The sequence below is a fragment of the Streptomyces sp. NPDC042638 genome, assembly GCF_040647235.1.
Classification (GTDB): Bacteria; Actinomycetota; Actinomycetes; order Streptomycetales; family Streptomycetaceae; genus Streptomyces; species Streptomyces rameus.
The window spans coordinates 162,555-182,964 of record NZ_JBEZBT010000002.1 but is presented as its reverse complement, the minus strand read 5'-3'; the positions used below and the strand labels follow the sequence as shown (position 1 = coordinate 182,964).

Below are 20,410 nucleotides of genomic sequence, written 5' to 3'. Positions count from 1 at the left end.
CGCGCATCCGTGCTGGTGAGCGCGTGCGGGCCGGTGCGCGCGCCGTCGCCGTGGGGCTCGGTCAGGGCACCCTCGGCGGCGGAGCCGTCGGCTGCGTCGGCGCCGTCGGCCCACTCCCCCGTCCTCTCCTTCTCGGCGAGGTAGCGCTTGAAGCGGCGGGTGATCACCTCGTGCATGGAGCGGACGTCGTCCTGACCGGCGAAACCCTTGATCTGGAAACGGCGGTACTCGCTCTTGCGCTGCAGGCCGTCCTCGAAGACGACCATGGAGGCCACCACGTCGTCGCCCTGGAGGTGCGAGATGTCGTAGCACTCGATCCGCAGCGGGGCGCTGTCCAGGTCGAGGGCCTCGGCGATCTCCTCCAGCGCACGAGAGCGCGTGGTCAGATCCGAGGCGCGCTTGGTCTTGTGCAGCACCAGGGCCTGCTGGGCGTTGCGCTGCACGGTCTCCATGAGCGCCTTCTTGTCGCCCCGCTGCGGGATGCGCAGCGAGACGTTCGCCCCGCGGCGGCCGGTCAGCCACTCCTGGGCCGGCTCGACCGGCTCGGGCAGCGCCGGGACCAGCACCTCCTTGGGGACCGCGTCCCCGGTCTCCTCCCCGTACAGCTGCTGCAGGGCGTGCTCGACCAGGGCACCGGTGGTGATCTCCTCGACCTTGTCGGTCACCCAGCCGCGCTGGCCGCGCACCCGGCCGCCACGCACGTGGAAGATCTGCACGGCCGCCTCCAGCTCGTCCTCGGCGACGGCGATGAGGTCGGCGTCGGTGGCGTCGGCGAGAACGACCGCGTTCTTCTCCATGGCCTTCTTCAGGGCCTCGATGTCGTCACGCAGGCGGGCGGCCCGCTCGTACTCCATCTCCTCGGCCGCCTCCATCATCTGCTTCTCCAGGCGGCGGAGGTAGGTGCCGGTGCGGCCGGCCATGAAGTCGCAGAACTCCTCGGCCAGCTCCCGGTGGTCCTCGGGGCTGATCCGGCCGACACAGGGCGCAGAGCACTTGCCGATGTAGCCGAGCAGGCAGGGGCGGCCGGTACGGGCGGCGTTCTTGAAGACGCCGGCCGAGCAGGTGCGCACCGGGAACACGCGCAGCAGCAGATCGACGGTGTCCCTGATGGCCCACGCGTGCGCGTACGGCCCGAAATAGCGGACGCCCTTCTTCTTGTGACCGCGCATCACCTGCACACGTGGGAACTGCTCGTTCATCGTGACCGCGAGGTAGGGGTAGCTCTTGTCGTCGCGGTACTTGACGTTGAACCGGGGGTCGTACTCCTTGATCCAGGAGTACTCCAGCTGCAGCGCCTCGACCTCCGTGGACACCACCGTCCACTCCACGGACGCGGCTGTGGTCACCATCGTCCTGGTGCGCGGGTGCAGGTTCGCCAGGTCCTGGAAGTAGTTCGCCAGGCGCTGGCGCAGGCTCTTCGCCTTCCCGACGTAGATCACCCGGCGGTGCTCGTCACGGAACCTGTACACCCCCGGGGTGTCCGGGATCTCACCCGGCCTGGGGCGGTAGCTGGAGGGGTCGGCCATGTCTCACACCCTACTGGCGAGCACCGACACCGCGTCGGGCCTGTGGACAACGCCCGCACGCGTACGGCCGGACCCGCCGTGGCCGCCGCTGCGCTTCCCGCCCGTGCGGGGCCGTGTGCCTCCTCGCCTTCGGGTGGCACGCCCCCGGCACCACCGTCCGGGGCACCTCGGCACGTTCCGGCGGCCGGGCTCCGGCCATGCCGGGGACGCGCAGCCTGCCACCCTCCCCGCGGCGCGGTCAGGGACAGTCCCGCGGCGGCCGTCGCCGGGACCGTCCGCCGTCCGCCGAACGGCGAGGTCCGGCCAGTCCTCCGGAACGGACAGCCCGAGGTGTTGTCGGGTTCTGGTCAACACGCTTCAATGCGGGGGAACTCGCGGCCGTGCACACAGGTGTGCGGGCGCGGTGTGCCCGGCCACGGGCGTCCGCGGCGCCCACGGGGGTGGCCCCGCACACCCGCACAGGCGGTCTGACCAGCCGTAGTGACACCTCACAGAAAGGCCCCTCGGCATGCGGCATGCCACAGAGCACGCGGACGTCCCCACCGCGGAGCTGGACACGGCCCTGCGGGGCGGCCCCTTCCATGTGGCGCTGCGCGCCGCGATCGCCGCACGCGGACTGCCGCTCCAGCGCGTGCAGCACCATCTGTCGCGCCACGGGGTCAAGGTGGGTGTCACCAGCCTGAGTTACTGGCAACAGGGCGCCCGCCGCCCGCAGCGTCCGGAGTCGCTGCGTGCCGTCCGGGCGCTGGAGGAGATCCTCCAGCTGCCGGACGAGTCCCTGATCCGGCTGCTCGCCGAGGCCGAGGAGCCGGCGACGGCCGGCCGCCCGGCGGGCCACTCCTACCGCTCCCTGATCGAGGCATCGGACGTCCTGGACCGGCTCACCGCCGACCTCGGCTGGTCGCTGGACGGCGGACTGCACACCCTGGGGCACCACGAGTGCGTCCGGATCGGCGCCGCGCGTGAGCTGGCGACCCGCGAAGCCCACCACATCGTGCGGGCCCACCGCGACGGCGTCGACCGCTTCGTCGCCGTCCATCACGGCGACCCGGGCTGCGACCCGCGCCGCATCACCGTGCACGCCCTGGAGAACTGCCACACCGGCCGCCTCCGCTGGGACCAGGACACCGGCATCCTCGTGGCCGAGCTGCTCTTCGGCACCCGGCTGCGCTCCGGCGACACCTTCCTCTTCCGGTACGGCATCGAGGACGGCACCGCCGGGACGTGCCGCGAGCATCTCCGCCGGTTCGGGTTCCCCGGCGGCCAGTACGCGCTCCAGGTGCGCTTCGACACGGCCGCGCTGCCGGTGCGTTGTCACCGTTTCGCCCAGCATTCGGCGGCTGCCCCGCGCAGCGGCCGACAGGAACTGCCCGTGACCGGACCCCACCACTGCGCGCATCTGGTCGAGCCCCGGATTCGGCCGGGCATCGTGGGAATCGCCTGGGACTGGGAGTGAGCCTCCTCGCCCGGGACCGGGAGGGTCCAGGAGGCCTGGTCCCGGAGCCCTGCGGCTCTCCGGTCAGTCCGCGGGGCCGGCGACGATCCTGCCGTTCGTGGCCTTCACCGCCAGCTCGGCCAGGGGCTCGGTGGCCGGCGTCTGGACCGCTTTGCCCGTCATGGCGTCGAACTCACTGCCGTGACAAGGGCAGATCAGGGTCGTCCCCTGCAGCTTGTTGATCGGGCACCCCGCGTGCGTGCAGATCGTGCTGTACGCCTTCAGGGTGCCGTCCTCGCCCCGGCTGACCACCACGTTGTGATCCGCGTAGAGCGCCGCCCCGCCCTTGGCGATCTCGCTCTCCTTGCCGAGGTCGACCGGCGCGGTCGGAGTGGCCCCCGCCGAGTTGCCGTCCGGGGCCGAGCACGCGGCCAGGCCGAACCCGGCGACCGGGGCCACGGCAGCCCCTCGGAGGACGGTACGGCGGCTCACGGAGGGGCGGCTGGGCATCTGGGACTCCACTGGTCAAGGGATATGCAGAGCGACGATACCGGGACAGAGAAACCGGACTCGGGAGGGGGTCGGGCGGGAGTCCCGGCCCTGATCGCCGACGGGAGCCCCAGGCGACGTAAACGCTTACGCAAGCGTTTACGCGGAGCAGGATCATGGGATAGCGTCCGGCCGGTAAGTGGTGCGGTCCGGGCACCCGGAAGGCGTGGTTGCCCGGTCCGGTCCGGTGGTCCAGGCGGTCCGGTGGTCCACGCGGTCCGACCGGCCGTCGGCCGCCGGCTCAGGAGGGAGCATGATGGCCACCATGGCGGATGTCGCCCGCAGTGCCGGGGTGTCCGTGGCGACCGTCTCCCATGTCCTCAACGGCACCCGCCCGGTGCTCCCCCACACCCGCCAGGCCGTGCTCGACGCGGTCGACGCCCTCGGCTACACCCCCAACACGCTGGCCCGCTCCCTGGTGACCTCCCGCACCCGCTCCATCGGCCTCGCGGTGTCGGCCATCAGCAACCCGTACTTCACAGAGATCCTGCAGGGTGTCGAGGCCGCTGCCCTGCAAGCCGGCTACAGCCTGCTCATCGCCGATCCGCACGACGACCCCCGGCATGAGCGCAAGGTCGTTCAGCTCCTCCACGAGCGCCGGGTGGACGGCATGATCGTCGCCCCTTCCGTGGACCCGCACCAGCTCGTCGGCTACCTGCGCCGCCACGCCGTACCGACGGTCTTCCTGGACCGGCTTCTCGACGCAGGCATGGCGGAGGCCGTTCCGCCGGACGCCACGAGGGCCGCCGCCACTCCCCCGGGCGCGCCGTACTTCGACCAGGTCTGCGCCGAGAGTGCCGCCCCGACGGCTCTGCTGGTCACCCATCTCGCCGGGCTGGGGCACCGCCGGATCGGTATGATCGCCGGCCTGCCCGGACTCAGCACCACCGGTGAGCGCATCACCGGCTACCGGGAGGGCCTCGCCGCCGCCGGTCTGGAGTGCGACGCCCGCCTGCTCGTCTCCGGCCAATCGGAGTCGGTCACTGCCGAGCGGGTGGTGGCCGGCCTGCTCAACCTGCCCGATCCGCCCACGGCACTCGTCACCGCCAACAACGCGATGACCATCGGCGCCCTGCGCGCGCTGCGCCGGCTCGGTCGGTCCGTACCGGACGACATCGCCCTGTGCTGCTTCGACGACTTCGCCTGGGCCGACCTGTTCTCCCCCCGGCTGACCGCCATCGCCCAGCCGAGCCGGGAGCTGGGCGCCCTGGCCGCCCAGGTGCTCCTTGACCGGCTGGCCGCGCCGGACCGGCCCGGCCGGACGGTCCGGCTGCCGTGCGCGTTCGTCCACCGCACGTCCTGCGGCTGCCCGGAGGAGCCGGACCAGGCAGGAGCGGCCCGGCTCATCGCACCATCCACACTGTCCGAGAAGGGAACCGCCTCGTGATCGTCGTCGCCGGTGAGGCACTGATCGACCTGGTACCGCAGGGCCCCGGTGCCCTCGCGGCCCTGAAGCCGGCGCTCGGCGGCGGCCCGTACAACACCGCCGTGGCCCTCGGCAGGCTGGGCTCGCCCACCGCCTTCTGCTCCCGGACGTCGGACGACGCCTTCGGTGAGGCCCTGCTCGACGGACTGCGGCAGGCCGGGGTCGACGTGTCCGGCGTACAGCGGGGGCCGGAGCCGACGACGCTGGCCGTGGCCACGATCGACGCCGTCGGCTCGGCCGCCTACTCCTTCTATGTCGACGGCACCGCCGACCGTCTGTTCAGCGCCCCCGCCGCGCTCCCGGCCGGTACGCGCGCGGTGTCCTTCGGTACCTGCTCGCTCGTCCTGGAACCGGGGGCGAGCGCCTATGAGGAGCTGATGCGTACGGCTGCCGGACAGGGGGTGTTCACGGCCCTCGACCCCAATGTCCGGGCGGGGCTGATCCCGGATGCGGACGCCTATCGGCAGCGTTTCCGGAGCTGGCTGCCCTCGGTGACGCTGCTGAAGCTGTCCGCGGAGGATGCGGCGTGGCTCGGGGGGACGCCCGGCGAGTGGCTGGCCGCGGGACCGGCGGCCGTGGTGGTCACGCGGGGCGGTGACGGTCTGACCGTGTACACCCAGGACGGCGGGGAGCATTCCGTGCCGGGTGAGAAGGTCGATGTCGTGGACACCATCGGCGCCGGTGACACGGTGAACGCGGCCTTGCTGCACGGGCTGGCCGTGCGGGACGCGCTGTCGCCGGAAGCACTCGCCGCCCTCGGGACGGAGGGCTGGACACGGCTGCTGCGCTTCGCGGCACGTGCGGCGGCGATCACCTGCTCCCGGGCGGGGGCCGAGCCGCCGTTCGCGGCGGAGCTGGGTGAGCCGACCGGGCTCTGAGCGGTCTGTCTTTCCCTGTGCTGTTGACAAGGTACGGCCCGGCCTGCGGTGCGCGGGGACTTGTCCTGCCGCCGGACCGGACTGGCTGATGGTGGAACGAGCGGCGCCCCGCGGGAAGTTCCCGCGGGGCGCCGGATTTTTGACGCGGTGTCAGGCCGAGGGCGGCGAGTGTCCGCGCCGCGGCCGGCCGTCCCGGGTCGTGGGCCGGCCGGCTCAGACCGTGCGGCCCCGCGTGGTCTTCTTCGCGGGCGTCGCCTTCTTGGCTGTTGCGGCCTTCTTGGTGGCGGTGCTGTTAGCCCTGGCCGTCACCGTCCGCTTCGCCGGGGACTTGGCCGCGGCCGTCTTGCGGGTCGTACCCCCGCGCCGTGCCTTCACCGGCTCGGCGTCGCTGATCCGATCGGCGCCGAGGATCTCCCTCAGGAACTTGCCGGTGTGGCTCGACGGGACCCCGGCGACATCCTCCGGCGTGCCCTCGGCGACCACCAGACCACCGCCGGCGCCGCCCTCCGGGCCCATGTCGACGAGCCAGTCGGCGGTCTTGATCACGTCGAGGTTGTGCTCGATGACGATGACCGTGTTGCCCTTGTCGACCAGTCCTCCGAGGACCTTGAGCAGCTTGCTGATGTCCTCGAAGTGCAGACCGGTGGTCGGCTCGTCCAGGACGTAGACCGTGCGTCCCGTGGACCGCTTCTGCAGTTCGCTGGCGAGCTTCACGCGCTGCGCCTCACCGCCGGAGAGGGTGGTGGCGGACTGGCCGAGGCGGACGTAACCGAGACCGACGTCGTGCAGCGTCTTCAGGTGACGGGAGATCGCCGGGACCGCCTCGAAGAAGTGCATGGCCTCCTCGATCGGCATGTTCAGCACCTCGGCGATGGACTTGCCCTTGTAGTGGACCTCCAGGGTCTCCCGGTTGTACCGGGCGCCGTGGCAGACCTCGCACGGGACGTAGACGTCCGGGAGGAAGTTCATCTCGATCTTGATGGTGCCGTCGCCCGCGCAGTTCTCGCAGCGACCGCCCTTGACGTTGAAGGAGAAGCGCCCGGGCAGGTAGCCCCGCACCTTCGCCTCGGTCGTCTCGGCGAACAGCTTGCGGATGTGGTCGAAGACACCCGTGTACGTCGCCGGGTTGGACCGCGGGGTGCGGCCGATCGGCGACTGGTCGACGTGCACGACCTTGTCGACCAGGTCGTCACCGTCCACGCGGGTGTGCCGGCCGGGAACGGTCCGGGCGCCGTTCAGCTCACGGGCCAGGTGTGTGTACAGGATGTCGTTGACCAGGGTCGACTTGCCGGAACCGGAGACGCCGGTGACGGCCGTGAAGACGCCCAGCGGGAAGGACACGTCGATGTCCTGCAGGTTGTTCTCGCGGGCACCGTGCACGGTGAGCTGCCGGGACGGGTCGCGCGGGCGCCGTACGTCCGGGAGCGGGATCGACTTGCGCCCCGAGAGGTACGCGCCGGTCTGCGACTCGGTGTTGTCGAGCAGTTCCTTCACGGAGCCGCTGTGCACGACCTTGCCGCCGTGCTCGCCGGCACCGGGGCCGATGTCCACGATCCAGTCGGCGACCTTGATCGTGTCCTCGTCGTGCTCCACGACGATGAGCGTGTTGCCCATGTCACGCAGGCGGACCAGGGTCTCGATCAGACGGTGGTTGTCCCGCTGGTGCAGGCCGATGGACGGCTCGTCCAGGACGTACAGGACGCCGACGAGACCGGAGCCGATCTGGGTGGCCAGGCGGATGCGCTGGGCCTCGCCGCCGGAGAGGGTTCCGGCCGCGCGGTTGAGCGAGAGGTAGTCCAGGCCGACGTCGACCAGGAAGCGCAGCCGCTCGTTGACCTCCTTGAGGACCCGCTCGGCGATCTTCTTGTCGCGGGCGTTCAGCCTCAGCTCGCCCAGGAACTCCGCGCAGTCGCTGATCGACATCGCGGCGACCTCGGCGATCGACTTGTCCATGATCGTGACCGCGAGGACGATCGGCTTCAGACGCGTGCCCTGGCAGGAGGGGCAGGGCACCTCGCGCATGTAGCCCTCGAAGCGCTCGCGGCTGGCGTCGCTCTCGGCCTCGCTGTGCCGGCGCTTGACGAAGGGCACCGCGCCTTCGAAGGGCGTGGTGTACACGCGTTCACGGCCGTACCGGTTGCGGTAGCGGACCTCGATCTGCGTCTTGTGGCCGTTGAGCAGCGCCTTCTTGGCGCGCTGCGGCAGGCCCGCGAAGGGGATGTCGGTGCGGAAGCCGAGCGCGTCCGCGAGGGCGCCGATCAGGCGGCCGAAGTAGTCCTTGGTGTGCCCGTGCGACCAGGGGTGGATGGCGCCCTCGTCCAGGGACTTGTCCGGGTCGGGGACGATCAGTTCCGCGTCGACCTCCATGCGCGTGCCGATGCCGGTGCACTCGGGGCAGGCGCCGAAGGGCGAGTTGAAGGAGAAGGAGCGGGGCTCCAGCTCCTCGAAGGACAGGTCGTCGTACGGGCAGTACAGGTGCTCCGAGTACATGCGCTCGCGCTCGGGATCGTCCTCGGGGAGGTCCACGAAGTCGAGCACGACCATGCCGCCGGACAGACCGAGGGCCGTCTCCACGGAGTCGGTGAGGCGGCGCTTGGCGGAGTCCTTCACCGTGAGGCGGTCCACGACCACCTCGATGGTGTGCTTCTCCTGCTTCTTCAGGGTCGGCGGCTCGGACAGCTGGACGGTCTGGCCGTCCACACGCGCGCGGGAGTAGCCCTTGGTCTGCAGGTCGGCGAAGAGGTCGACGAACTCCCCCTTGCGTTCGCGCACCAGTGGGGACAGCACCTGGAAGCGGCTCCCCTCCGGCAGCTCCAGGACCCTGTCCACGATGGCCTGCGGCGACTGGCGCGAGATGGGGCGGCCGCACTCGGGACAGTGCGGCTTGCCGATGCGCGCGAAGAGCAGTCGCAGGTAGTCGTAGACCTCGGTGATCGTGCCGACCGTCGAGCGGGGATTTCGCGAGGTCGACTTCTGGTCGATCGAGACGGCAGGGGAAAGGCCCTCGATGAAGTCGACGTCGGGCTTGTCCATCTGGCCGAGGAACTGCCGAGCGTACGAGGAGAGCGACTCCACGTAACGGCGCTGGCCCTCGGCGAAGATCGTGTCGAAGGCCAGGGAGGACTTGCCCGACCCGGACAGGCCCGTGAAGACGATGAGCGAGTCACGAGGCAGGTCGAGCGAGACATTCTTCAGGTTGTGCTCGCGCGCGCCACGGACGATGAGACGGTCGGCCACGCCGGTCCGCACCTTTCTTGAGAGAAGTGACAGGGGCGGGCCCCTGTGCTTCTTCAGACTAGGGGGAGCCACTGACAACGCCGGTCGGATTGCCCGGTTGCATAACAACCCCCGGCCTTCCAGCATGCCCGACGCCGCCTTCGACGATATAGCACGCGCATTCGATTCATGGGCGACGTTCGCCACCTTCACCCGAACGTGTGGCCGGGCTAGGGTCGGCGCCATGATGGATCACGCTCATGACCTGGCCTGTGTACGTGCAGCCACCGACCGGCTCCTCAGCGCGGTCGCCGAACTGGACAACGCCTCGCTCGCCGAGCCGTCACGGCTTCCGGGCTGGAGCCGTGGACATGTCCTCGCCCACCTCGCCCGGAACGCGGACGCCCTCGTGAACGTCCTCCAGGGCCGTCCCATGTACACGAGCGCCGAGGCGCGGGACGCCGACATCGAGCGCGACGCCGCGCGCTCCCTGGAGGTCCAGATCGCCGACGTCCACGAGAGCGCAGCCCGCTTCCAGACGGCCGGGGAAGCACCCGCGGACTGGAGCCGCACGGTGGAGCTGCGCAACGGGATCACCGACTCCGCGTCCCGGGTGCCCTTCCGTCGGTGGGCGGAGGTGGAGCTGCACCACGTCGACCTCGGGATCGGGTACGAGCTGGAGGATCTTCCGGCGGAGTTCCTGGAGCGGGAGGCAGCCTTCCTCGTGCAGCGATTCGCCGGGCACCCCGACATCCCGGCGACCCGCGTCACGGACGGCACGCGCGCGTGGACCACCGGCCGGGAGGCCGGGTCACCCGGGATCACCGTCACGGGACGGCCCGCGGACGTGGTGGGCTGGCTCGCCGGGCGCCGCGACGGCGTGGCACTGGAGGTGCACGGCGGGGAGCTGCCGAAGCTGCCCCCGCTGTAGGGCGGCGGCCGCGAGCGGGCTCGACCGGAGGGCCGTCCACCGGTACGCGACCGCTATAGGCTGCCGCCATGACGTACTCCGGAGAGGTCAAGGTCGGCGGACCGGCGGATGTGCACGAGCTGAAAGACCTGATGATCACCAAGATCGCGGTCGGCCCGATGGACAACAACGCCTATCTGCTGCGCTGCCGGGCGACCGACGAGCAGCTCCTGATCGACGCCGCCAACGAGGCGCACTCGCTTCTCGCCATGATCGGTGACGACGGCATCGCGTCCGTCGTCACCACACATCAGCACGGCGATCACTGGCAGGCGCTCGCCGAGGTCGTCGCGGCCACGGGCGCCCGCACGTACGCCGGCCGCGAAGACGCCGGCGGCATCCCGGTGCCCACCGACGTCCTCGTCGACGACGGCGACGTCATCAGGGTCGGCCGGGTGGAACTCACCGCACGCCACCTGGTGGGGCACACGCCCGGTTCGATCGCGCTGGTCTACGACGACCCGCACGGCCATCCGCACGTCTTCACCGGTGACTGCCTCTTTCCGGGCGGCGTCGGAAACACGCGCAAGGACCCGAAGGCGTTCGCCCGTCTGATCCATGACGTGGAGACGAAGATCTTCGGCGTGCTGCCCGACGAGACATGGGTCTACCCGGGGCACGGCAACGACACCACGCTGGGCGCGGAACGGCCGCACCTTCCGGAGTGGCACGCGCGCGGCTGGTGAGCGGGCGCCCGGCGGCTCGGGGGTCCTGCCCGCGTGCTCGTGCGGCCGTCGTCGGTGGTCACGTGCGTCGACGTCCCCCTTTCGCGCGCGCAGACGCTGAGGTGGGATTCGCGCTCCGGCGCACAGGCCGTGCGCACGTGCGGCGTATGCCAGTTGGACGCGCGCCGGGCGCGCGCCTCGCGCACGCGTCCGGCGCTCATCTTCTCCGCCCGCGCCCCGTGTGAATTCTTCGCACGCACCGGCCCCCCGTGCGCACTCCCGAGGAACGCACGTGCGCGGTCAACTGGTGGCAGCCCCGCACAGGATGACGGCTCCTGAGCGGTAGGGGCCGCCGGTCTCCACCCCGCCCTCGGCCGGCGGCCCGGGCCCGGGCACGCGCGCGTGGGGCGCACAGCCGCGTTCACACCGCCGCAACACTCCTTCCCACTATGCGGACAACTACCGCTGTGACCTGGACAGACAGGGCGTTCGCTGCCACTCTCCCGCCATGCACCCTGCCCCTCGCGCCCTGCGCCGCGCGGTCGCCGCCGCCACCGTAGCCCTGCTCGCCACCGCTGTCGGCTGTGCGCCGCAGCCCGAGGACAAGGCGTCGGCCGCCCCGTCCGGGTCGGCCGCGAAGAGCTGCGCCAAGGGCAAGCTCGCCACGAAGACGTCCGGAAAGCTGACGGTCGCGACGGACGAACCGGCGTACGAGCCCTGGTTCAAGGACGACAAACCGGCCAACGGCAAGGGCTTCGAGTCGGCGGTCGCCTATGCCGTGGCGAAGCGGCTGGGGTACGGCAAGAGCGCGGTCGTGTGGCAGAGCGTGCCGTTCAACAAGGCGTTCGCGCCAGGGGTGAAGACCTTCGACTTCGACATCAACCAGGTGTCGATCAGCACCGAGCGCAAGAACGCCGTGGACTTTTCCTCCGGTTACTACGACGTGCGCCAGGCGGTCATCGCGCTCAAGGACGGCAAAGCCGCCCGCGCGACGAGCATCGCGGACCTGAAGAAGCTCAAACTGGGCGCTCAGGTCGGCACCACGAGCCTCGACTACATCACCGACGTCGTGAAGCCGGCGCAGGAAGCCGCCGTCTACGCCAAGAACGACCAGGCCAAGTCCGCACTGAGGAACGGTCAGGTCGACGCGGTCGTCACCGACCTGCCGACGGCGTTCTACATCACCGCGGCCGAGGTCACGAACGCCAGGATCATCGGCCAGTTCGAGAACCACGGCGGCACGCCCGAGCAGTTCGGGCTCGTGCTGGACAAGGGCAGCGCGCTGACCCCGTGCGTGACCGGCGCCGTCGACGCCCTGCGCAAGGACGGCACACTCGCGGCGATCGAGAAGCGGTGGCTCTCGGACGCCGTCGACGCCCCGGTGCTCAAGTGACGGTCACCCGGGGCGAGTCGGCCGCGGAGGAGGCGGACGGCAAGGGTGACATGACCGGTGGTGCCGACGACGGTTACGTGCCTTCCGAGCGGCGCCTGGCCCGTGAGCGCCACAGGCGCGCGCGTGCGCGCCGTGCCACGGCCGTCGCTGCGCTGTCGACCCTGGTCACGGCCGTCGTGCTCTATCTGGTCGTCGTCGAGGCACCGGGCTGGCCACGCACCAAGGAGACGTTCTTCAGTGCGCACTACGCGCGCGAGGCGTTCCCGAAGGTCCTCGAGGGGCTGTGGCTGAACGTCCGCCTGCTGCTGGTCTGCGGTGCCGCCGTCCTCATCCTCGGCATGCTGATCGCCGTCGCGCGGACCCTGCGCGGTCCCGTCTTCTTCCCGCTCCGGGTGCTGGCGGCGGCCTACACGGACTTCTTCCGCGGTCTGCCGCTGATCATCAACCTGATGATCGTGGTCCTGGGCGTTCCGGCGTTGCGGCTGCAGGGCGTGACGGTGGATCCGGTATTGCTCGGCGGTACGGCGCTGACGCTGACGTACTCGGCGTACGTGGCGGAGGTGTTCCGCGCCGGCATCGAGTCCGTCCATCCCTCGCAGCGCGCGGCGGCACGCTCGCTGGGGCTCACCAACCGGCAGGCCCTGCGCTACGTGGTGCTCCCGCAGGCGGTGCGCCGTCAGGTGCCGCCGCTGCTCAACGACCTGGTGTCGCTGCAGAAGGACACCGGTCTGGTGTCCATCGGCGGTGCGGTGGACGCCGTACGGGCGGCCGACATCATCGTGGGCCGCAGTCTGAACTACACGCCGTACATCGTCGCGGGACTGGTGTTCGTGGCGCTGACCATCCCGATGACCCGGCTCACCGACTGGGTGACGGCACGTATGGACCGGCAGCGGGCCCAGGGAGGGTCCTTGTGAGCATCCGGGGAGGATCGGTATGAGCACGCCTGACAGCCCACCCTCGGGCGACGCGCCCGTCCTGCGAATGAAGTCCGTCCGCAAGACCTTCGGCGGTTCGGTCGTCCTGCGGGACGTCGATCTGGAAGTCGCCCCGCACACGGTGACCGCGCTGATCGGCGCCTCCGGCTCCGGCAAGTCGACGCTGCTGCGCTGCGCCAACCTGCTGGAGGAGATCGACGACGGCGCGATCTGGCTGGAAGGCGAGGAGATCACCGATCCGCGCGCGGACCAGGACGCGGTACGGCGCCGGATCGGGGTCGTCTTCCAGGCGTACAACCTCTTCCCGCACATGACCGTGCTCGACAACATCACGCTCGCCCCACGCCGGGTGCACGGCGCCTCCCGCGGGGAGGCCGAGGCGCACGCCAGGGAACTGCTGGAGCGCCTCGGACTGGGCGGCAAGGCGGACGCCTATCCGGACCGGCTCAGCGGCGGTCAGCAGCAGCGCGTGGCGATCGTGCGTGCTCTCGCCGTGCGGCCCCGGCTGTTGCTGCTGGACGAGATCACGGCCGCGCTCGACCCGGAACTGGTGGGCGAGGTGCTGGAGATGGTCCGCGGCCTGAAGGACGAAGGCATGACCATGGTGCTGGCGACGCACGAGATGGGCTTCGCGCGGGATGTCGCCGACCAGGTCTGTTTTCTGGACGGTGGTGTGGTTCTGGAGCGCGGCAGCCCCGAGCGGGTCTTCGGGGACCCGCGGCAGGAGCGCACGCGGCGTTTCCTGCGACGGGTCGTGGAGGCGGGCCGGCTGTAGTCCCGCGCGCGGGTCACGCGTCCGCCTGCGCCGCCCCGACCAGCGCCGCGACCCGCTCCACACCGAACGCGTAGCCCTGCACTCCACAGCCGGCGATCACCCCGTCGGCGCGCAGGGAGACGTACGAGTGGTGCCGGAACGACTCGCGCCGGTGGATGTTGGAGATGTGCACCTCCAGCACGGGCAGGCCGTCGCAGGTGTTGAGCGCGTCCAGAATGGCGACCGACGTGTGCGAGTAGGCACCGGGGTTGATGACGATGCCGCAGTGGCCGAGCCGCGCCTCATGGATCCAGTCGACCAGTTCGCCCTCGTGGTTGGACTGCCGGAAGTCCACTGTGCCGCCGTGCGCGGCTGCCGCCTTGGCGCACAGCTCCTCCACGTCGGCCAGCGTCTCCTTGCCGTAGATCTCGGGCTGGCGCTGGCCCAGCAGGTTCAGGTTGGGGCCGTTGAGGATCATGATCGGGGCGTTGGCCAGGGTGCGGGGCACGGTTCCTCCGGTCCGTTCTGGGCGGTGCGTCCACGACCGCCGTTCGCACCCGGTCTATCACGCCCACCAGGGCGGACAGCGGGCCGTGCGCGCCGGTCGCCGCGGCGTGCGCTCCCGTCTCGTGATCACCCCCGTACGCCCCCGTAACTCCTGGTCACTGCGGGTAGTTGACGCGGCATGCGCGATGTACAGGCTGTAAGCGCCCCGTCCATGCCGCGGCTCGCCGCCGCCTCCCTCGCCGGGACAGCGATCGAGTTCTACGACTTCTTCGTCTACGGGACCGCGGCGGCTCTGGTTCTTGGGCCGCTGTTCTTCCCGACGTTCTCACCGCTCACGGCCACTCTGGCGGCGTTCGGGACGTTCGGGGTGGGGTTCGTGGCCAGACCGCTGGGCTCGGTGCTGTTCGGACACCTCGGGGACCGCCGCGGCCGACGGCCGGTGCTCGTCATCTCGCTGCTGCTCACCGGCGCCTCCACGGTCGCGGTCGGCTGTGTGCCGTCCTACGGGGCCATCGGCGTCACCGCGCCCGTGCTGCTGCTCGTCCTGCGCTTCCTGCAGGGGCTGGGGCTCGGCGGGGAGTGGGGCGGGGCCGTCCTGCTGACCGCCGAGCACGCTCCCGCCGGGCGGCGCGCCCTGTGGTCGAGCTTTCCCCAGATGGGCCCGGCACTCGGCTTCATCCTGGCCAACGGGGTGATGCTCGCGCTGTCGGTGTCGCTGTCCGACGCGGAGTTCGCGCGCTGGGGCTGGCGAGTGCCGTTCTGGGCGGCCGGCGCAATGGCACTGGCCGGTCTGTGGCTGCGCTCGTCGCTCACGGAGAGCCCCCGGTTCCTGGAGATCGACGACCACGCGCGCGTGCCGCTCGTCGAAGTCGTACGGCACCACGGGCGGATGGTGCTGCTGACGGCAGGGGCGCTGGCGGTGGGCTACGCGGTGTTCTACGCGGTGACCACCTGGTCGCTGGCGTACGCGACGGACCGGCTCGGCGTGAGCCGTACGGTCATGCTGATGTGCATCATGGGCGCGGTGCTCGTGAAGGGCGCGCTCACGCCCCTCATGGCGCTGTGCGGCGACCGGTACGGGCGCCGGACGATGTGTCTGACGGGGTGCACGGCCTGCGTGCTGTGGATGCTGCCGATGGTCGCGCTGCTGGCGACCGGTGAGCCGCTGCTGATGTTCCTCGCCATCCTCGGTGCCCTGCTCGCCTTCATCACCATGTTCGCGGTGATCGCCGCCTATCTGCCGGAACTGTACGAGCCACGGGTGCGCTGCACCGGCGCCGCCGTGGGCTACAACCTCGGCGGGGTCCTCGGCGGCGCCCTCACCCCGATCGTCGCCACGGCGCTCGCGGAGCGGGGCGGGCGGGTGCCGTGGGGTGTGGGGGTGTATCTGACGGGCATCGCACTGGTCAGCCTGGTGTGTTTCGCGCTGCTGCCGGAGACGCGGCCGGTGCCCGTGCCGGCGGTGGAGCCGGTCACGGGCTGACCGGTCGCACTGCGGGCAGGTCGCACTGCGGGCCGGTCGCACTGCGGGCCGGTCGCCGGCCACGGCCGATCGTGGGCTATGGGTTGAGCGCCAGCTCCAGGTAGGCCGCGAACAGCACCAGGTGGACGCCGCCCTGCAGGGGGGTGGCTCGGCCGGGCACCACGGTCAGTGAACTGACCACCACGGTCAGCGCGAGCAGCAGCATGTGGGTCGAGCCGAGGCCGAGGACGAGCGGTCCGGACAGCCAGATGGAGGCGAGCGCCACGGCCGGGATGGTCAGGCCGATGCTGGCCATCGCGGAGCCGAGCGCGAGGTTGAGGCTGGTCTGCACCCGGTCACGGCGGGCGGAGCGCAGCGCGGCGATCGTCTCGGGCAGCAGGACGAGCAGGGCGATGATCACACCGACCACCGCAGCGGGCAGGCCTGCCGCGGCCACTCCCGACTCGATCGTGGGCGAGACTCCCTTGGCCAGACCGACCACGCCGACCAGGGCCAGCCCGAGCAGGCCGAGGCTCATCCCGGCGGTCCGAGCGGACGGGGGTGTGGCGTGGTCCTCGACGGTGATGATGTCGCCCTGTCGGGTGATGGGCAGGAAGTAGTCGCGGTGGCGCACGGTCTGGGTGGTCACGAACAGTCCGTACAGAATCAGTGAGGACAGTGCGGCGAAGGTCAGCTGCACGGAGGAGAACTCGGGTCCGGGCTTGCTCGTGGTGAAGGTCGGCAGGACCAGGCTGAGCGTGGCCAGCGTCGCCACGGTGGCCAGCGCGGCGCCGGTGCCCTCGGGGTTGAAGACCGCCGTACCGTGCCGTAGCGAGGCGACGAGCAGGCAGAGCCCGACGATGCCGTTGCAGGTGATCATCACGGCGGCGAAGACGGTGTCCCGGGCCAGGGTGGAACTCTTGTCGCCGCCGTCGGCCATGAGGGTGACGATCAGGGCCACCTCGATGATCGTGACGGCGATGGCGAGCACCAGGGATCCGAAGGGCTCGCCGACCCGGTGGGCGACCACCTCGGCGTGGTGCACGGCCGCCAGGACGGCGCCGGCGAGTACGAGGGTCACCAGGGCGACGACGGCGCCTGGCAGGTCCCGGCCCCAGGTGAAGGCAAGCAGGACGACCGCGAGAACCGGCACGAGGATCGTCCATCGATGGGTGAGCGACCGGAGCCGAGTGGTCATGCGGCGATGTTCGCAAAGGCTTACAGGATTCGCATTCCGTTCTTTTCGGATACCTCTCATCCTTTCCGAGCGGGGTCCGGTGCCGGTGGGACCGGACCCCGCGTTGTATCGGGACGTCTTGAGGGGCCGGGCGCGCGATGGCAGGACTTCCGCGATCGCGAACGGCGCGGTCAGACGTCGGCACCGTCCTTCCGGGTGCCGCCGGCGTGTGCCGCCTCGGCCGCCGCCTGCTTTCTGGAGGCGAGCAGGCTGGTGACCGTGGTGACGACGAGGACCGCGCAGATCACGCCGAGCGAGACCGGGATGCTGATCTCGGGCACATGGACGCCGGACTCGTGCAGGGCGTGCAGCACCAGCTTGACGCCGATGAAGCCGAGGATGATCGACAGCCCGTACGAGAGGTGGACCAGCTTCCGCAGCAGCCCGCCGATGAGGAAGTACAGCTGGCGCAGACCCATCAGTGCGAAGGCGTTGGCGGTGAAGACGATGTACGGGTCCTGGGTCAGGCCGAAGATCGCGGGGATGGAGTCCAGGGCGAACAGCACGTCCGTGGTGCCGATGGCGAGCATCACGACGAGCATCGGGGTCATGACCCGCTTGCCGTTCTGCTGGATCCACAGCTTGGTGCCGTGGTAGCGGTCGGCGACGCCGAACCTGCGCTCCGCCGCCTTCAGCAGCCTGTTCTCCTCGTACTCCTCGTCCTCCGTGTCGGCCCGGGCCTCCTGGACGAGCTTCCAGGCGGTCCAGATCAGGAAGGCGCCGAAGATGAAGAACACCCAGGAGAAGCTGGCGATGATCGCGGCCCCGGCGGCGATGAAGACGGCCCGCAGGACCAGGGCTATGAGGACGCCGACGAGCAGAACGCGCTGCTGGTACTGGGCGGGTACCGCGAACTTCGCCATGATCAGGACGAAGACGAAGAGGTTGTCGACGCTCAGCGACTTCTCGGTGATGAAGCCCGCGAAGAACTCGCCGGCCGGCTGTCCACCGCCGAAGACGAGGAGGCCGAGGCCGAACAGTCCGGCCAGGGCGATCCAGACGACCGTCCAGATGCCCGCTTCCTTGATCGACACCTCATGCGGCTTACGGCCGATGAAGAAGTCGACCGCGATCAGGGCGGCGAGGCCCACGACGGTGAGGACCCACAGGGTCAGGGTGACTTGCACTGCACCTCCGGCATTACGTAACGGCAAACACATCAGCGTTGTCGCTGCCGGAGGTCTCTTCCACCCGGGATGGGCCGACGCCCCGGGACCGGAACCGGTCCGTACTGACGGGTGCGCCGCAGTCAGGGAGTACTCCCCTCCGCACGTAGAACACTACCCAATCACCAAGGAAAGGTAAAGCGCTGAGTAAAGGTGATGCCAAGTCGCCTGGTCAGGTGCTCTTTACCACTGCTTGGTGCGGGCCTTGGTCACCTCCGCGAGCACCTGCTGCAGAACGTGGCTGCCGGCCGGGGCGAGTGAGGGCTCGTACGTCCAGCTGTGACCGACCCACGGATCGGCCAAGTGGTCGTCGGGCAGCGGCGTGAGTCGCAGCAGCGAACGCCACAGCGGATCCAGCAAGGGGCCGTAGGCGGCGGCGTCCTCACGGTCGGCGACCAGCAGGAGATGCACACCGACAGCAGGGCCCTCATCGGCGAGATAGCGGAGCCGGGTCACCGACCGCTCATCGAAACCGTGCGGAAAGTCGTTGACGATCAGAAGCTGCTGTGCGGTGTCCACGTCGGCCGGCAACGCCTCGGCCGCGCCGCCGCGCACCGCCATCTGCACCAGGTCGACCCGCCGGGTCAGCCTCTCCAGCATGCGCGAGACCTCCGCCGCCCCGGTCGCCGGCGGCGCCGCGAGCACTCCGGCCTGCGTCAGCGGCAGCAGCGCACGGGCACCTGCACCAGCCGGGTCGACGACCTGCACGGAGAACGCCTCCGGCGGGTGCACAGCAAGGAGGCGCACCGCGAGGGCGACCGCGGCCTCCACGGCCAGGTGCCGCAGCTCGGCGAGGTCCGGGACGGGGTCCCCGGCGCCTGCCCCCGGACCGCTGTCGATCCACAGACCCCGTTCCAGCGGCAGCCTGACCAGCAGCGGGATGCGCAGTGGGGCGCTCTCGGGGAGATGGAGATCGCCGAGCCGGAGGGCCATCGGCGGCTCGGCGGGGGCGCGGTAGGCGTGCCAGACGGGGGCGCCCCAGCAGGCGTAGGCGGGTGGGAGCGCGGGCTCGACCACCTCCGCCTCGGCGGTGAGCTGGGCCAGGTCGCGGTCGAGGGCCGCACGTGCCCGGCCGGCCAACTGGGCCCGGCGAGCGAGGGCCGCCTCGCGGGCGGCGTCGCTCGCCCCGCCGAGCCTGGCGCGCGGGTCGGCGAGAGCCTGGTCCAGTTCCTTCTCCAGACGCGAGTCGGCGTAATCGACGGCACTGCGGTAGGCCGCGGTGGTGCGGGCGAGGTCCTCGAACATGCCCCAGACCTGGTTGTACAGCCGCTCCTCCATCGACCAGCCCACGGCGTCTCCGGCGACGGGCCGGGCGGCCTGTCCGTCGCCGGCCGAGGGCCCCGAAGGCGGAGGTGGCGCGGGTGGCGACGGGATGCTGTGGGCGCGCCTGGGGTGCGTGTAGTCGACCGGACCGCCGGGGTGGCCGGGACCGGCCCCGCCGGCGTCCTCACCGCTCTGCGGGGCGTACCGGCGAGCAGGCTCTACCGGCTCGGAAGCGGAGGCTGCCTGCGATACGGAAGGAGCAGCGGACGATGAGGGGGCGGGCGAAACCGAGGGGGCGGGCGGCTCCGACGCGGCCTGGGCGGTCTGTGCGGCGGACGGCGTCTTACCGCCGGGAGCGGGCCGGGCCGAGGAAGGCGGGGTTGCGCGCGGGACCGGCTCGTTCGGCGGCGCGGGTGTCGCGTGGGGCGGGGCGTGTGCCGCCTCGTGGATGGCGGTCGCGAGATCGTCTGCGTCGCGCAGCCCCTGGTCAGCGAGGAGTGCGGGCAGACCGTCCGCGTAGCCCTGGCCCATCGCCCGTACCTTCCAGGCACCCTGTCTGCGGTACAGCTCCAGGGCGATCACGGCCGACTCGGCATCCAGGCCGGTGAGGGTGTAACAGGCGAGTTCGGTGCCGTCGAGGCCGTTCACCGTGGCGTGCGGTGCCGGGACGGCACCGAAGCGGTCCGGGCCCGCGGTGCCGGCGGGCAGGGCGAGGAACACGTCGAGGCGGTGCACGGCCTCGGGAAGGGCGGCCAGGTCGACGGCCAAGCGGTGCTCGGCGGCGGCCTGCCGGGGCACCTCGACGCCGGGCTGGGCGGGGGCGCCGGGGTGTGCCACCCACTGGCAGCCGTGCACCGTGCCGTGCTCGTCGCCGAGTGTGGCACCGGTCAGGACAGGTACTCCGGCGCAGACCCGGATCTCCAACCGGATCTGGGACAGCGGGTGGTTCTGCCCCCGTACCAGCTCAGCCGCCACCGCCGCCGCCCCCCTTGGGTCGTTCTGTCGTGCGTACCGTGCCCGGTGAG

16 protein-coding genes are annotated in these 20,410 nt (G+C 71.0%); 9 read left to right on the top strand and 7 right to left on the bottom strand.

Going from position 1 to position 20,410, the window contains the following annotated elements; translation table 11 throughout:
• Window positions 1–1,526: excinuclease ABC subunit UvrC (gene uvrC, locus AB0B40_RS02410; RefSeq protein WP_362262249.1), on the bottom strand; the 1,526-nt coding region annotated here is incomplete at its 3' end.
• A gap of 508 nt (window positions 1,527–2,034) precedes the next feature.
• On the opposite strand from uvrC, the gene AB0B40_RS02405 reads away from it, so the two are divergent.
• On the top strand, window positions 2,035–2,982 hold the full coding sequence (locus AB0B40_RS02405) for a hypothetical protein (protein WP_345050744.1): 948 nt from the start codon (window positions 2,035–2,037) through the stop codon (window positions 2,980–2,982).
• Between the two features lie 63 nt (window positions 2,983–3,045).
• On the opposite strand, the gene AB0B40_RS02400 is transcribed toward AB0B40_RS02405, so the two are convergent.
• The gene (locus tag AB0B40_RS02400) at window positions 3,046–3,471 is read right to left on the bottom strand and encodes a Rieske (2Fe-2S) protein (RefSeq protein ID WP_362262245.1); all 426 of its coding nucleotides are present in this window, start codon (window positions 3,469–3,471) and stop codon (window positions 3,046–3,048) included.
• Between the two features lie 295 nt (window positions 3,472–3,766).
• On the opposite strand from AB0B40_RS02400, the gene AB0B40_RS02395 reads away from it, so the two are divergent.
• A complete protein-coding gene (locus AB0B40_RS02395) occupies window positions 3,767–4,897 on the top strand; it encodes a LacI family DNA-binding transcriptional regulator (RefSeq protein WP_362262448.1) in 1,131 nt (376 codons plus the stop codon).
• Window positions 4,894–5,814, top strand: a complete 921-nt coding sequence (locus AB0B40_RS02390) for a carbohydrate kinase (RefSeq protein WP_345050740.1) — start codon at window positions 4,894–4,896, stop codon at window positions 5,812–5,814. The genes AB0B40_RS02395 and AB0B40_RS02390 overlap by 4 nt, the downstream gene beginning before the upstream one ends.
• 213 nt (window positions 5,815–6,027) lie before the next feature.
• On the opposite strand, the gene uvrA is transcribed toward AB0B40_RS02390, so the two are convergent.
• Window positions 6,028–9,051: an excinuclease ABC subunit UvrA gene (gene uvrA / locus AB0B40_RS02385; RefSeq protein WP_345050737.1), complete on the bottom strand. Its 3,024-nt coding sequence runs from the start codon at window positions 9,049–9,051 to the stop codon at window positions 6,028–6,030.
• Window positions 9,052–9,274: 223 nt separating this feature from the next.
• Here uvrA and AB0B40_RS02380 point away from each other — a divergent pair, with 223 nt between their 5' ends.
• From AB0B40_RS02380 to AB0B40_RS02360, 5 genes are all read left to right on the top strand, one after another.
• Window positions 9,275–9,961, top strand: coding sequence for a maleylpyruvate isomerase family mycothiol-dependent enzyme (locus AB0B40_RS02380; RefSeq protein ID WP_362262242.1), 687 nt, complete (start codon window positions 9,275–9,277; stop codon window positions 9,959–9,961).
• A 68-nt stretch (window positions 9,962–10,029) separates the two neighbouring features.
• Window positions 10,030–10,686, top strand: coding sequence for an MBL fold metallo-hydrolase (locus tag AB0B40_RS02375; protein WP_345050733.1), 657 nt, complete (start codon window positions 10,030–10,032; stop codon window positions 10,684–10,686).
• 487 nt (window positions 10,687–11,173) lie between these two features.
• On the top strand, window positions 11,174–12,058 hold the full coding sequence (locus AB0B40_RS02370) for an ABC transporter substrate-binding protein (protein ID WP_345050730.1): 885 nt from the start codon (window positions 11,174–11,176) through the stop codon (window positions 12,056–12,058).
• Window positions 12,055–12,975 (top strand): amino acid ABC transporter permease, encoded by a 921-nt coding sequence (locus AB0B40_RS02365; protein ID WP_345050728.1) that lies wholly within the window; start codon window positions 12,055–12,057, stop codon window positions 12,973–12,975. Before AB0B40_RS02370 ends, AB0B40_RS02365 begins: the two co-directional genes overlap by 4 nt.
• 19 nt (window positions 12,976–12,994) lie before the next feature.
• On the top strand, window positions 12,995–13,771 hold the full coding sequence (locus AB0B40_RS02360; RefSeq protein ID WP_362262238.1) for an amino acid ABC transporter ATP-binding protein: 777 nt from the start codon (window positions 12,995–12,997) through the stop codon (window positions 13,769–13,771).
• A gap of 13 nt (window positions 13,772–13,784) precedes the next feature.
• Here the strand turns inward: AB0B40_RS02360 and aroQ are convergent, their stop codons facing one another.
• On the bottom strand, window positions 13,785–14,258 hold the full coding sequence (gene aroQ / locus AB0B40_RS02355) for a type II 3-dehydroquinate dehydratase (RefSeq protein WP_345050723.1): 474 nt from the start codon (window positions 14,256–14,258) through the stop codon (window positions 13,785–13,787).
• Between the two features lie 210 nt (window positions 14,259–14,468).
• Here aroQ and AB0B40_RS02350 point away from each other — a divergent pair, with 210 nt between their 5' ends.
• Window positions 14,469–15,740: an MFS transporter gene (locus AB0B40_RS02350; RefSeq protein WP_345050978.1), complete on the top strand. Its 1,272-nt coding sequence runs from the start codon at window positions 14,469–14,471 to the stop codon at window positions 15,738–15,740.
• Window positions 15,741–15,816: 76 nt separating this feature from the next.
• Here AB0B40_RS02350 and AB0B40_RS02345 read toward each other — a convergent pair whose 3' ends face one another.
• The 3 genes from AB0B40_RS02345 to AB0B40_RS02335 form a co-directional block, all read right to left on the bottom strand.
• Complete coding sequence (locus tag AB0B40_RS02345; RefSeq protein ID WP_362262235.1) at window positions 15,817–16,917, bottom strand: ionic transporter y4hA; 1,101 nt, start codon at window positions 16,915–16,917, stop codon at window positions 15,817–15,819.
• 170 nt (window positions 16,918–17,087) lie between these two features.
• Entirely contained in the window at window positions 17,088–18,083 is a 996-nt protein-coding gene (locus AB0B40_RS02340; RefSeq protein WP_345050720.1) for a TerC family protein, read from the bottom strand.
• Between the two features lie 222 nt (window positions 18,084–18,305).
• Window positions 18,306–20,360 carry a TerD family protein gene (locus AB0B40_RS02335; protein WP_362262232.1) on the bottom strand — a complete coding sequence of 685 codons (2,055 nt, stop codon included), beginning with the start codon at window positions 20,358–20,360 and terminating at the stop codon, window positions 18,306–18,308.
• Window positions 20,361–20,410: the final 50 nt, after the last annotated feature.